Below are 15,149 nucleotides of genomic sequence, written 5' to 3'. Positions count from 1 at the left end.
TTTAAATATATAGTATAGATGAATGCAATGCTTTAGATAGTTAATAAGCGTCATATATATTTCGTAAGCGTCATTAAAACAGTGAATATTGCCCATTTTTGTACTGTTCGTGAAGTGTGGTATTGAGTTTTGGCATTTTTTTATTTTTAAAATATTTTAAGCGAGCCAATTGAATTAAGTTGCGTATTTGTTCTGCGATTTTACCTTCGCCACGCATTCGATGTCCGTATCGACTATAGTTTAAGGTTCCGCCGTGACAACTTTCTATTTGGTTCAATACTTTCGTTGCTTTATCTGGCATGGTTTTTTGAATCCAATCTGTAAATATTTCGCCAATAGCGCCATTCAAACGAACAATGGTAAACGCAATGGAAGTTGCGCCCAATTCAGAAACTTTTTTTGCTAATGGAAGAATTTCATGACTGTTTATGGATGGAATGATTGGAGCCAACATCACATTGACAGGAATTCCGTTTTCAGCAAGTGTTTTTACCGTTTCTAATCGTTTTTTGATGGTTGCTGTTCTTGGTTCTACTGCGCGACGTGTTTCTTCCGACAAAGACGTTATGGAGATATTTACGCCAATTAGGTTGTATTTTGCGAGTTCTTTAAGAAGGTCTAAATCGCGAAGTATTAATGAGTTTTTGGTAATAATTGCTACAGGATGTTTGTACTTTAGGAATATTTTTAAAAGACTTCTGGTAATTTGCAGTTTTTTTTCAGCAGGTTGATAACAATCGGTATTTCCAGAAAGTACAATGGGACATGCTTGCCAACTTTTCTTTTTGAGTGTTGCTTCTAGCAATTGCGCTGCATTTTGTTTGACAAGTATTTTTCGTTCAAAGTCTAGTCCTGCGCTAAATCCCCAAAACTCATGACTGTTTCTAGCGTAGCAATAAATACAACCGTGTTCACAACCTTGATACGGATTTAGTGAGTATTCCATACCAACATCGGGACTTTTTACTTTGTTTACGATGGTTTTTGGAAATACGTTAATGTATTTCGTTTTGTTCGTATCAGCTTCTTCGCCTTCTTTGTGGCAGTATTCTAAAAAATCAGAACGTACTTCATGTGCATCTTGCAAAAAACGATTGTGTACATTTTTTTGCGCGCCTCTACCTTTGATTTTTGATGAATGTTCCAAAACTCCTCATTTAGTACATCAAAAATACATTCCGCGAAAGCGAAAACAGGAAAATGAAGGTGCATTTTAGTGCAACTACGGGAATCAAAATTGTATGGTGTTATTAATACTTTACCTATGATGAATTTGGTGATTGAATATGTTTTTAACTTAACAAAGCTTAAAGATACTCGGTTGCATTAACGTTTTTTTCTTGCTTTTTTTAATATCTTTAGCCTTTAAAAAAATATAATTTATGAAGAAAGTTTTTCTATTTATGATAGTAAGCATTTTTATGATGCCTACGAGTTCTAATGCCAATGAAGGCATGTGGTTTTTAATGTTTATCGACCGACTAAACCATAGAGACATGCAAAAAATGGGGTTACAGTTAACCGCAGAAGAAATTTACAGCATCAATAATAATAGTTTAAAAGATGCAATTGTGCAATTTAACGGAGGTTGTACAGCAAGTATCATTTCTAATAAAGGCTTGGTATTGACCAACCATCATTGCGGATATGACGCTATTGCAGAACTATCTACGGAAGAAAAGAATCATTTAAAAAATGGTTTTTGGGCAAAAAGTTTTGAAGAAGAACTAAAGCCAAAAAGTCTATATGTACGCTTTTTTGTGAGAATGGATGATGTTAGTGAGCGAATTTTAGCAAAGGTAAACGATAGCATGACAGAAAAAGAAAGACAAGCTGCTATCAATAAAGAAATTGCTGAAATTCAAAAAGAAAATGATGAAGGCGGAAAGTATACAGTTTCTGTACGTTCCTTTTTTCAAGGAAATGAGTTTTATTATTTTGTTTATGAAGATTATGAAGATGTTCGTTTAGTAGGAACACCAACTGAAAGTATTGGAAAATTTGGTGGCGATACGGATAACTGGGAATGGCCACGTCATACAGGAGATTTTTCATTGTTTAGAGTATATACTGATAAAAGCGGAAACGCCGCAAAGTATTCAAAAGACAACATTCCGATGAATCCTAAGAGACATTTAGCTGTAAATTTAAGTGGTGTAAAAGAAAATGATTTTGCTATGATTTTAGGATATCCAGGTCGTACAAATCGTTGGATGCCAGCTGAAGGAATTGCACAAAATGTAAACTATGCATACCCTGCTTGGGTTGAATCGTCAAAAACAAGCATGGATGCCATGAAAAAGCATATGGATAAAAGCGAAGATGTAAATTTAAAATATGCTTCTAGTTATGCTGGAATCGCAAATTATTGGAAAAATAGACAAGGAATGATCGATGCCTTGACCAAACATGGAACTGCTGATGAAAAACGTGCTTTGGAAAAGAAATTTAATCGTTGGGCAAATAAAAAACGTAATAAAGCAACCTATGGTAATGTGATGACAGATATTAACAATTATTATGCACTGACAAACGATAAAGCACGTCATGATAATTACTTAATTGGAATACTACGTGGAAGCAAATTTGCTGTTACACCATGGAGATTGGGTAGAAATTTAAAATACTATACAGATCAAAATAAGGCTAAACGAGAAGAAATTCTTCCTAGACTACAAACATTGATTGATGAAGCTTTTAAAAACGCATATATGCCTTTGGAAAAAGATGTATTGGCAGCTTTATTAAAATTATATGTGGAAAAATCTGGATACGAATTGCCTCCATTAGTAAAAGAAATTAATGAAAATATTGATGGAGATTTTGACAGTTATATTGATGCAATGTTTGAGTTGAGTATTTTTACTTCTAAAGAACGTCTGGAAGCATATTTAAAATATCCTAACAAGGTTTTACTTGAAAATGATCCGTTGTTTTTATTATCATCAGATTTGATTGCAAAATACAGAGATCAACCAGAAGCTATTGCAACTGCAAAAGAAGCTTATGATAAAGCCTACCGAAGGTTTGTGCAGGGATTACGCGACTCTGAATTAAGTACTGTAAAGTATCCTGATGCAAATTCAACACTGCGTTTAACATATGGAAAGGTAGTTGCATTGCCGAAAGATGCTCGTAACGATGCAAAAATTAACAACTACACAACCATGAAAGGTATGGTTGCAAAGTATAAGCCAAATGATGACGAATTTGATCTTCCTAAAGAAGTATTGGATTTATACAAGAAAAAAGATTTTGGACAGTACGCTGATAAAAACGGATATATGCCAGTAAACTTCTTAACAAATAATGATATCACAGGAGGAAATTCAGGTTCGCCAGTATTGAATGGTAAAGGAGAATTAATCGGATTGGCTTTTGATGGAAATATCGAAGCTATGGCTGGCGATGTTATTTTTGATGATAAACTACAACGTACCATCAATGTAGATATTCGCTATGTATTGTGGTTAGTAGACAAACTTTCTGGCGCAGAAAATATTGTGAACGAATTAACTATTAAGAAGTAATAAAACATTTAAAACTTAAAAGAGGCTGTCTAGAAAGTTATTACAGACGTCATTCTGAATAAAGTTCAGTTTGACGAAACTTCAACTTTCTAGACAGCCTCTTTGTTGTTGTCTTACATATTACAGAACAGTTTACTGCTTGATAAATTTTTTAATCACAGAACGATTTTGGTCATCAACTACTTTTAGGAAATAAATTCCGTTTTGCAAACTACTTATGTCAATTTGCGTGAAGTTATTCGGTGAGATTGCTACTTTCTTTCCTTGAATATTGTGTGCTTCTATCGTTTTAATATTGGCAATTCCTTGAATGTTCAATACACTTGAAGCGGGATTTGGATAGATAGAAACGTTGGTTAATTCGGCTTCTTCAATAGATAAGGTTCGAGAAAAATTTATCTGACTACAATCGTTAGAAATAGTAACATAACGCATTTGTGTCACAACACTATCAGGACAAAAAGCACCGAGTACAAATGTAAAAGCTCCATTACTATTCGGGCCTGGTGCATAAATATCACACTTAGAAACATCATACATATCACCTAATGAATTAGTGTCAGGAATTACATATAAAATCCCTGTGTAATTGCATGGGTTTTCAAACATTGTACCACCGTTTATAATTTCTATCTCAGCAGGCGAAGTGTTATAGAAGTCATCTTCTATAGCTTTCACATTTAGCGCATCAAACGCAGTATTCAATACAAAAGAAGTTTTCCCTGCATGCGTACCTGAGGTAATGTCAGTAAATTGCTGAACACTAAATTGATATTGATTTAAAAAATTATCAATCGTAGTCACATTTGTCATTCCTGTATCTTTCAAGTTTTGCACCCAACTCACATTGGTGTCTACTCGAAACTGAATTCTTTTATACCTTATTAGAAATTTATTAACGTGAAACTGAAACTCATTAAAAAGGGAATCAATTTCTGGTTCGTTATTTAGGTTTTCATATATTCCCGATAGCTTTTCTAAATAACCATCTACGCGCGATTGTGAAAGAAACGGGTTGTGACGATCTGGATCATTGTCATCATTCGAAATTTCCCGAAGAACTAATAATTTCGCATCTAATTCATAATTCTGTTGAATAAATGGACTGATATTACATTGTGCATGTACACAAAATATATACAGGCAAAAAAAAGTGGTTAGTAATAATTTTTTCATGGCAACGGTTTTTGGTATCAAAGATTTAAAAATAGTTGTTTTTGAATTATTTATCGGACATTTCGCCTAAAAAGTCATCGATCGATCGTAAAAACACGGAGAAATACCTACATACGCCAGATTTTGTATTGTTTTTATAACAAAAAAGTGTAACAAACGCTCTTTTACATGAACGGAGTGCTACACTATTTTAAGTATAATTTTTATTTTTTACAGCCTATTTTCCAGGGAAATCAGCTTTGCGCTTTTCTAAGAAAGCTGTGGTTCCTTCTTTAAAATCTTCCGTTCCAAAGCAGTTTCCAAATTCTTCAATTTCTGTTTTAAAGCCGTTCACACCATCTTCATAGTTTGCATTGATTGCTTTGATTGCTCCACGAATGGCAACTAATGAGTTTCGCATGATTTTGCTTGCCAATTTGTTTGCCAGTGGTAATAATTCTTCTTGCGTAGTCACATGATTTACCAATCCGCATTGCAGTGCTTCATCAGCTCCAATCATTCCAGCAGTCATCACCATCTCCATAGCTTTTCCTTTTCCTACTAATTGTGGCAAACGTTGTGTTCCGCCATAACCGGGAATGACACCAAGAGAAACTTCTGGCAAGCCCATTTTTGCATTATCGCTGGCAATTCTAAAGTGTGCTGCCATGGCTAATTCCAATCCGCCACCAAGCGCAAATCCGTTTACGGCAGCAATTACTGGCGTTCCTAAGTTTTGTACAAAATCGAATAGTAATTCTTGTCCTTTTGCTGCTAGTTTTCCACCTTCATCCACAGAGAAATCAGCAAATTCACTAATATCAGCGCCCGCTACAAAAGCTTTTTCGCCACTTCCTGTTAAGATAATTACTTTCGTATGTGCATCATCATTCAACTTTTCAAAAGCATTGTGCAACTCTTGAATCGTGTCTCGGTTTAATGCATTTAACTTTTTTGGACGGTTAATCGTAATCGTAGCAATACCGTCATTTTGCGCTACAAGTATGTTTTCGTAACTCATGGTTGTTTATGTTTTTGGAAAAGACACTGTAAAAGTTGTGCCCACATTTTCTTCTGATGTAAAAGTAATACTTCCATCATAAGTTTCCACAATATTTTTTACCATTCCGAGCCCTAATCCCATTCCACTACTTTTTGTGGTGAATTTTGGCTCAAATATTTTTGGTTCGTTTTCTTTTGTAATTCCGATTCCGTTATCTTTTACAGTAATCATCACGCTTTCGTTATGCTCAAATACGCGAACATCAATACGCGGTGTACGTTCTTCAGAAATTGCTTGTATGGCATTTTTTACCAAGTTTGTTATCACACGAATTAACTGTGTACGATCAAATTTTACAATAATTTCTTCTTCTTCGTACGAATAATTGATGTAATCTTCGTTAAAAAGATCCATTGCCAAACGTGTTACTTCAACAATATTGAGCATTTCATTTTGCTGTGCAGGCATTTTTGCAAAGTTAGAAAATGCCGAAGCGATACTGCTCATGGTATCAATTTGCTGAATCAATGTTTTTGAATATTCATCTACTTTTTGAAGAATGTCTGGATCTTCTGGATCAAATTTTCGTTGAAAACTTTGTACTGTCAAACGCATTGGTGTTAGCGGATTTTTAATTTCGTGTGCCACTTGTTTTGCCATTTCGCGCCAAGCTTGTTCACGCTCACTTTTTGCCAGTTTTACCGCACTTTCATCAAGTTCATCAATCATACCATTATAGGCGTTGATTAGGTTATAGATTTCTTCACCGGCATTGTCTACAATAATTTTCTCATTGCGTTTGTTCAATCGAGTTTGATCTAACTTTTCTCCAATTTTTTTAAGTGATTTTGTAATGTATTTAGATACAAAATAAGCAAAGATAACCGCAATTACGAGCATGATTAAGTAGGTCAATCCTAAGCGTGCTAAAAATTCCCTTAGTTCTTTATTGGTAAATGAATCGACACGTTCATACTGCAAGTTTAAGATACCAATAGGTTTTGATTTTGCATCTTCAATAATGGTGTAAGACGATTGATATTCTACATTATTTTCTACAATAATATCATCGATAAAGTGACTTTCATAGTCTTTTTGCAAACCGTTTAATACTTTGGCGGGCAAACATTCTACAATACCTTCACTTCTGATAGAAGTATCTGATGTCAATATAAATTCGCCTTCTAAATCGTAAATATTAATCGTTATGTTGTGAACATCAGATATTTTATAAATTTCGTATTTAAAAATATACTGTAAATTTTCAGTAGTTACTTCATACGTTGTTTCTCTGTTGATAAGGTATTTTACATTGGCACGAACCTGATCTTCTTTACGCTCCAAACGATCGTCATGGTAATCTTTTGATTGCTCACGATATTGCAGTATTGTAACTAAAGCAATCAAAATAGAAGATACAAGAATCAAGAGAATCATGTAGGCAAATATTCGAGAACGTAACGAAAGTCTAGCTAATTTCATGTAAATCTGTTTATCTTCCTTGCTTTTGCACAATAATCAAGCCAATATTATGCTTCTGGGTTTTTCTCGCGAATGCGTTTGTAAATCTTAAATCCTAGCATGAGTAAAATTGCCAAAACAAAAATTCCAATGACGCCAAAAATCCAGTTGATAGCACTTTTTAAGATGACTAAAAAAACGACTGCAAATAGGATAAATGTTGCGCCTTCATTCCACAATCGCATAAAGTTTGAACTGTATTTTACCTCATCGTGTTGTAACTCATTATACATTTTGTGCGTGACAAATTGATAGATGAATAATAACAAAACAAAGCCTAGTTTTACGTGCATCCAACCTTGTTCTAACCACGCTGGCGTGATGATGATGAGTAACACTGCAAAAATTGTTGCAAGCACAGATGATGGCCACGTAATGATAAACCACAAACGTTTTGCCATCAACTTGAGTTGTTTGCCTAAAATTTCCTTTTCAGGTGAAGGTTTATGAAACGCTTCTATTTGATATACAAACAAACGTGGAATGTAAAATAATCCCGCAAACCAGGTCACTACAAATATTAAATGCAGGGATTTTATATAGTCGTAATATGCAGCCATTTAATCTTCTATGAATAGATAGTTTAGTTTTTTTGCATTAAAAGCTTCGTTAAACGCTTTAATTTCTGTGTCTACCAAATTGTTAAATTCAGTCAATTCTTTATTGATTTTCTGCGTTAGTTCATTTTTTACCGCAATGTCTTGTTCGGTTGGTGCAAAATCGCCCATACTTACTAATGAATTTAAATGTCCTAATTTGTTGGTAAGACGAATTGGGAAATTCAACGGATCCTGTCCACTACGATTTTTTGTTTGATACAACGCTTCTTCAATCGACGTAAATTTCTTTTTCAATTCTTTGGCTTTTTCTACCAAATCTTTTACGTTTTCGTCGTCTTTATACTGCGTTGCAAAAGAACTCAATTTTGCGTTAATTTTTCTAATTTTTTTGATGGATTTATGCGCATTGTCCATCGTTGCATTCACATCTTTGATAAAGTCGAACTGCTTTTGCATGTCTGTCAACGTACTTTCCGCTCTCGGATCAGCCAAAATAGTAAATGGTTTGATGATTTCCTCAGCATCTGAACCTTCTTTTTTAATCGTCAATTTTACTTTGTATTCTCCAGGAACCGCTTTTGGACCATTTAAACTTGCCCACCATAAAATCATTCCTTTTAACTTTTCAGTACCTTTATACGTCATGTTCCACACAAACTGATTGCCTCCTTTTTCAACTTTCAATTTATCTTTCTTTTTGTTTTTTGTGCTGAATTTTTTGATGACATCACCATTCGCTTCCATATACGTTAACGAAACCTCATCTTTTTCGTCATAATCATTCAAATAGAAATATGTCATCACACCATTTGGATGATTCGTTCCTTCAGTTTTGCTTCCTTTTTGAGAACCGCCACGCATTCTGTACGTATCTTTTGGCGTGTAGAGAATGTTGCTGTTTTTGGTAATTCCGTACTGCTGATGAATCACGGTTAAATCGTCAATCATCCACAAACTTCTACCTTGTGTAGCTACGATTAAATTGTTGTCTTTTATCGTTAAATCAGTAATTGGAACAATTGGAAGATTCAACTGAAACGATTGCCAATTTTTTCCATCGTTAAACGAAATATACATGCCTGTTTCTGTTCCTGCGTAGAGTAAACCTTTGCGTTTTGGATCTTCACGAACAACACGTGTAAAGTGTTCTGCATTGATTCCGTTGGTAATTTTTCTCCATGATTTTCCATAATCTGTCGTTTTGTAAATGTATGGAGTAAAATCGCCTGTTTTGTATTTTGTTCCAGCTACATAACATGTTCCTGCCTCAAAAGCACTAGGTTCAATACTGTTAATCATCATCCATTCTGGCATTCCTTTTGGCGTCACATTTTGCCAAGTTTTTCCACCATCTTGTGTTACGTGAATCAATCCATCGTCGCTTCCAACCCATAATAATCCTTCTTTTAAAGGTGATTCTTGCGCGGCAAATATCGTACAGTAATATTCCACGGAAGTGTTATCCTGCGTAATAGGTCCACCGGAAGATTTTAATTTTTCAGGATCGTTTCTAGTCAAATCTGGACTGATAACATCCCACGATTGCCCTTCATTTTCAGTCACATGCACACGATTTGAAAACGTATACAGTCGGTTTGGATTGTGTTTTGAGAAGATAATTGGGAAATTCCACTGAAAGCGATATTTCATACCTTCTGCACCATGTCCCATTGGATTGTCTGGCCAAACATTAATCGCTCTTACCGTTCCTGTTTTATGATTTTTTCGGGTGAGGAAACCATCGTAACTTCCACCATATACAATGTCGTTATCTTTTGGATCGACTGCAATATGTGCCGATTCGCCACCTGCCGTACTTTCCCAATCGTCGTCTGAAATTGACCAACCATCTGTTCTGTGCGGAATTCGTATGGTAGAATTATCTTGTTGTGCTACATAAATTCTGTATGGAAAGCTATTATCTGTCGTTACCCTGTAAAATTGCGATGTTGGCTGATTATGGTATGTACTCCAAGTTTCGCCACCATCATAGGTAACTTGTGCGCCACCATCATCACCAATAATCATACGTTTTGGATTTTCGGGTGCAATCCACAAATCGTGATGATCGCCATGCGGAGCGTTGTACGTACTAAATGTTTTTCCGCCATTGGTACTTTTATGATAACGAACGTTCAACACATACACCACATCTACATTTTCAGTATCGGCATATACACGTGTGTAATACCAAGCGCGCTGACGTAGTTTGCGTTCGCTGTTGACTTGTGTCCATGTTTCGCCACCATCTTCACTTCGGTACAAACCGCCTTTGTCTTTGTTTTCTACAATTGCCCAAACACGTTGGTTGTTTAATGGAGAAACTGTCACACCAATAATTCCAAGTGTTCCTTCAGGAAATCCTTTTTTGGTAGAAATTTCTGTCCAAGTTTCACCACTATCGGTACTTTTCCACAAAGCAGAACCATCGCCACCAGAACTTAGGCTATATGGAGTTCTGCGAACGCGCCATGTAGAAGCGTATAAAATTCTCGGGTTTGTCGGATCCATGATTAAATCGACCACACCAGCATCTGCATTGGCAAAAAGTGTTTTTCGCCATGTTTTTCCGCCATCTGTACTTTTGTAAACACCTCTTTCATCAGAAGATTTATAAATATTTCCCATCACGCCTGCATATACAATGTCTGAATTCATTGGATGTACTGCCATTCTTGGAATATGTCTTGAGTTTTTTAATCCTGAAGCTGTCCATGTTTTTCCTGCGTCAACACTTTTCCAAACGCCGTAACCAGAAGAAACGTTTCCACGCACGGTTTTTTCGCCACCGCCAACATACATGACATTCGGATCACTTTTTGAAACGGTAATAGAACCGATACTTCCACCGAAAAATCCATCAGAAATATTTTCCCAAGAACGTCCACCGTTGGTAGTTTTCCAAACGCCGCCACCTGTTGCGCCAAAGTAAAATAAATTTGGTTTGTTGGGAACACCTGTTACTGCAGCACTTCGACCTCCACGGAAAGGACCGACCAATCGGTATTCGAGGTTTTTATAATAGGTTTCATCAAAAGTTTGTGCTTGTGTTTCAAATTGGCTTCCTACTGTAAGAAATAGTGCCATGAGAATGGTTAAGATTCGCATTTTTTAGGTTGGTTTGGTTTCAGCTACTAAAAATAAGGATATTCCTTTTTGCTTGCTAGCATTTCCGCTTTTTTATGATGTATACCATGCTTTTTTCTACATCTTTCTTTAATGCTACACCAATGAAAACTTTAAAAATGGGTAACAAAACCTGTTCTGTTGATCTTATTTATATAAGTAATTATGGCGGAATCCGAAAAGCCTTTATAAAAACAGAGTAGGAAAAAACAATAAAAAGTTAGACCATGAAAAAAAACTTTTACTTTATTCTTTTCGTGCTCTTTAGTTTTAGCGGCTTCAGTCAGGGAAGCTTCGATAACTATTGGCAGGATGTACGAAAACCGACAACGATTAAACAACAAAACTCAGCACCAACCAATGCCAGAGTACTACAACTGAATCAACCTGCATTAAAAAATGATCTTAGGAGTCTTAGGGAAGCTCCAAGAGGTCAAAAAATAATGCTTAGCATTCCACTTCCAAATTCAGGAATGGAAACTTTTGAAGTGCAATATTTTCCAATTATGGAAGAAAAATTAGCTGCAAAATTTCCAGAAATTCATTCATACAAAGGGGTAAGTATGGACGATCCGAATAAAACGATTGCTTTTGGATTTACACAAAAAGGATTTCACGCACAAATATTAGGCGGAAAAACAATTTTGATAGATCCGATTTCTAAAATTGAAATATCTGATTATTATCAAGTGTATTTTAAAGAAGATACTCCAATACAAAAGAATTTTACTTGTGATTTTGAAAACATTCCTTCTTTTAAAGATAAACCTACCAATGGTGCTCCAGAAATAGATTTAGGTGATTGCCAAATTAGAACTTTTAGACTAGCGCTCGCGTGTACTGGAGAATATGCTACGTTTCACGGAGGAACGGTAGCAGACGCAATGGCGGCTATTAATGTAACGATGACCAGAGTAAACGGAATTTACAATCGTGAAATGGCAATTCATATGATTTTAATTGGAGATAATGAAGATATCATTTATTTGGACGGAAGTTCAGATCCATACACAAATAATAATGGAGGTACTATGCTCGGGGAAAACCAATCAAATATTAATAGCGTTATTGGTAGCAATAATTATGATATAGGTCACGTTTTTAGCACAGGTGGTGGCGGAATTGCAACACTTAACTCTCCATGTAACAATAGTACTAAAGCACGTGGAGTAACTGGTTTACCTTCTCCAATTGGTGATGTTTTTGATGTTGATTTTGTAAGCCATGAAATGGGACATCAATTTGGTGCAAATCATACACAGAATAATAATTGTCAAAGAAATGGAGCTACTGCTGTAGAACCTGGTAGTGCTTCAACAATTATGGGATATGCTGGAATTTGCCCAGCAAATGTACAAGCAAATAGTGATGATTATTTCCACACTGTCAGCATTGAAGAAATGTATGACAACATTATTAACGGAAATAGCACTTGTGGAAACATTATCAACTCAAACAATTCCAATCCAACAGCAAACGCAGGTATTAATAGAACTATTCCAAGATCAACACCATTTTTCTTAACAGGAGAAGCTTCTGAAGCTTCAACGTATGCTTGGGAACAAATAGATAACGAAGTTGGTGCTACAATGCCACCAGCAACTACAAATGCACAAGGACCTATGTTTCGATCAATTCAACCATTAGCTACCGAAACTCGTTTCTTTCCTAATTTACCAGCAGTTTTAAATGGCACGACTCCAACATGGGAAGTTTTACCAAGTGTAGGACGTGTGATGGACTTTGCTTTTACCGTAAGAGATAACAGATTCGGTTGGGGATGCCAAGCTGTAGATGAAATGAGAGTTACCACAGATGGCGGATCAGGACCATTTTTGGTCACATCACAATCAGGAAATCAAACATGGGCTCAGGGTACAACACAAACCGTTACATGGGATGTTGCCAATACAGATAGCGCGCCAGTGAGTTGTGAAAAAGTAGACATTTTACTTTCTACAGATGGCGGATTTACTTGGGATGTTGTTTTATCTGAAGCTACTGAAAATGATGGATCAGAAGATATCATTGTTCCTGGAAATATAACCTCAAACGGTAGAATTATCGTAAGATGTTCAGACAATATTTTTTATAATGTTTCAGAAGGAGTTGTAACGGTAACACCACCACCATGTGATGTGACAGATTCTCCAGATTTTGAAATTAATGTCATTTGTGATGATGGAACATGGAAAGTATCGGTACAAGCATTAGATTTAGATCCTCAAAACCATTGGTGGGGACTGTATCAAACAGATACACAAGGTGAAGTGAGTGATGCAAATACGGTAGATGGACCTATTGGAAGCATTCAAAATGGTGAAACTGCTAACTTTAACTGGTTAGATATGTCTAAAAGATATTACATCAAGCACGGAATTTGGACAGAAGGTTGTTACGGTTGGCGAGAAAAGAGAATCGCTATTGAACCTTTTTACGTAGAACCAGCAGATTTTCATTTAGAAGATGAAAACAACGAACAAAAAGACACGTTCTGTATTGGCGAAGATATTTGGGCCGATGGAAACGCTACCGTGGGAGAAGGCAGATACAATATCCATGCTTGGAGAGTTGTAAATGGTCAAAAACAATGGTTTGGCTCTATCGGATGGTATTTTGGAGAAATGGACGAAGTGAATATTACCGAAGAATTTGCTGCACTTGACAACCCTAAATATTTCACAGAAGGCGAATACATTCTTACCATTGCTTTTATGAATCTAAGTGAATGTGAGGTTTGGACTCCTGTCGAAAAATCATTCAAAGTGACTTGCTGTGACGATTTTATTGAAGCGAATTTCTTCCTTGATCCAGAGCATGTGAATAACGAAACATTTAATCTTTCAGCAGTCAGTTATGAAACATACAATAGTTCATTTCAACATGAATGGTATATACTAAGCAGTCCAAATTTAACTGGCGGACCATATACACCAGAAAGTTTTCAAATAGGAGAAAATTTCTCTTATAATGCTGCTTATGGAAAATGTTATTTTGTAATTCATAAAGTAATCTCTGACTGTGGCGAAGTTTGCTACGGACGTAGTGTATGTCAAAGTGAACGCTCAGGTGAAAAAGGAAGCTGCGAACTATGTGATGAAATAAGTTGTGATATCTTAGATCAGTGGTGGCCACCTTGTAGTGAAACGGTTGCTCCGACAAACGTTCAAGTAAGTGGAAGTACTATAAGTTGGGATCCAGTTCCTGGCGCTACAGGATATATTGTTGAACCTGCTCGTGTATGGCCAAGTGACTGTAGATGTGATTATCCAGTTTCAATAACTACAAGAGAAACTACGGAAACAAGTATAAATATATCTTTAGGAAAGTTAAGATGTTCTGCTGTTGTCGTAAGAGCTATTTGTGGCGAAGGTGTTACATCTCAACCATCTGAAATAGTTTGTATTGGTGGCGAAAGACTAGCATCTGAACCTCATGAACCAGTGAAACCTATTGATGATGCTCAGGTAGCACCAAATCCAAATAATGGTGAAATGACGTTTAAAGTTACTACATCAGAAACGTTACCTGTTAACATTGAAGTTCGTAGTTTTAATGGAATTTTAATCTACAATACTACTATTGAAGCGAGAGCTAATACCACGCAATCTGTTCATTGGAATGGAACCGCAAAACTTTCGGATGGAATCTACTTTGTTAGCTTTAAAACAGATAAAGATATCATTACGAAAAAAGTAATTGTACAATAATTACAACATTTTAATTATATATAAGTAAGCCGCTTTTTATGTAAAAGCGGCTTATTTTTTTGTGATAAAATTTTATACCTGTTCAGCATTCAGCGTTCGCCTTATTTCTCTATTTAAATACCAACCTGTTACAATAGTTGCTAGCAAATCGGCAATAGGAAACGCAACCCAAACACCAAAAATTCCATAAAATTGTGGCAATATTAAAATTAGCGGAATGAGAAAAAATCCTTGCTTGGTAAGCGTAAGTAACAACGCAGGAACTGCTTTTCCAATAGCTTGAAAATATCCGGAACCAATCATTTGTACAGCAATTAATGGTGTGACTAAGAAAACCCAACGCAATGCATTTGGCGCGTCGCGAATTACGGTTTCATCTGTAGTAAAAACAGCTGTAATTTGTTCTGGAAAAACATAATAATGGCAAAATAGCCAATGCCAATCCTGTTCCGTATTTGATCGAAATATTGATACTTTCGCGTACACGCAACATTTTTCTGCACATAATTGAACCCTGCATGGTAAAATCCTGCGAAATCCCATC

9 protein-coding genes are annotated in these 15,149 nt (G+C 35.9%); 2 read left to right on the top strand and 7 right to left on the bottom strand.

Annotation, left to right across the window (positions count from 1 at the left end; genetic code table 11):
- Positions 1-73: 73 nt before the first annotated feature.
- Positions 74-1,147 (bottom strand): PA0069 family radical SAM protein, encoded by a 1,074-nt coding sequence (locus KAOT1_RS17175; protein WP_007096147.1) that lies wholly within the window; start codon positions 1,145-1,147, stop codon positions 74-76.
- Between the two features lie 235 nt (positions 1,148-1,382).
- Here KAOT1_RS17175 and KAOT1_RS17170 point away from each other — a divergent pair, with 235 nt between their 5' ends.
- On the top strand, positions 1,383-3,530 hold the full coding sequence (locus tag KAOT1_RS17170) for a S46 family peptidase (RefSeq protein ID WP_007096146.1): 2,148 nt from the start codon (positions 1,383-1,385) through the stop codon (positions 3,528-3,530).
- 132 nt (positions 3,531-3,662) lie between these two features.
- Here the strand turns inward: KAOT1_RS17170 and KAOT1_RS17165 are convergent, their stop codons facing one another.
- The 5 genes from KAOT1_RS17165 to KAOT1_RS17145 form a co-directional block, all read right to left on the bottom strand.
- A complete protein-coding gene (locus KAOT1_RS17165; protein ID WP_007096145.1) occupies positions 3,663-4,706 on the bottom strand; it encodes a T9SS type A sorting domain-containing protein in 1,044 nt (347 codons plus the stop codon).
- Positions 4,707-4,923: 217 nt separating this feature from the next.
- Positions 4,924-5,706, bottom strand: coding sequence for an enoyl-CoA hydratase/isomerase family protein (locus KAOT1_RS17160; RefSeq protein ID WP_007096143.1), 783 nt, complete (start codon positions 5,704-5,706; stop codon positions 4,924-4,926).
- Positions 5,707-5,712: 6 nt separating this feature from the next.
- A complete protein-coding gene (locus tag KAOT1_RS17155) occupies positions 5,713-7,170 on the bottom strand; it encodes a sensor histidine kinase (protein WP_007096142.1) in 1,458 nt (485 codons plus the stop codon).
- A gap of 47 nt (positions 7,171-7,217) precedes the next feature.
- Positions 7,218-7,769, bottom strand: coding sequence for a CopD family protein (locus tag KAOT1_RS17150; RefSeq protein ID WP_007096141.1), 552 nt, complete (start codon positions 7,767-7,769; stop codon positions 7,218-7,220).
- Complete coding sequence (locus tag KAOT1_RS17145) at positions 7,770-10,856, bottom strand: VPS10 domain-containing protein (protein WP_007096140.1); 3,087 nt, start codon at positions 10,854-10,856, stop codon at positions 7,770-7,772.
- 266 nt (positions 10,857-11,122) lie between these two features.
- Between KAOT1_RS17145 and KAOT1_RS22120 the strand changes: the two genes are divergently transcribed.
- Entirely contained in the window at positions 11,123-14,605 is a 3,483-nt protein-coding gene (locus KAOT1_RS22120) for a reprolysin-like metallopeptidase (protein ID WP_007096139.1), read from the top strand.
- A gap of 72 nt (positions 14,606-14,677) precedes the next feature.
- Here the strand turns inward: KAOT1_RS22120 and KAOT1_RS22415 are convergent.
- On the bottom strand, positions 14,678-15,149 hold a 472-nt coding region (locus KAOT1_RS22415; RefSeq protein WP_007096138.1), incomplete at its 5' end, for an MATE family efflux transporter.

This window comes from Kordia algicida OT-1 (assembly GCF_000154725.1).
GTDB classification, from domain to species: domain Bacteria; phylum Bacteroidota; class Bacteroidia; order Flavobacteriales; family Flavobacteriaceae; genus Kordia; species Kordia algicida.
The sequence above is the reverse complement of the archived record's forward strand: the minus strand, read 5'-3'. Positions and strand labels throughout refer to the sequence as shown.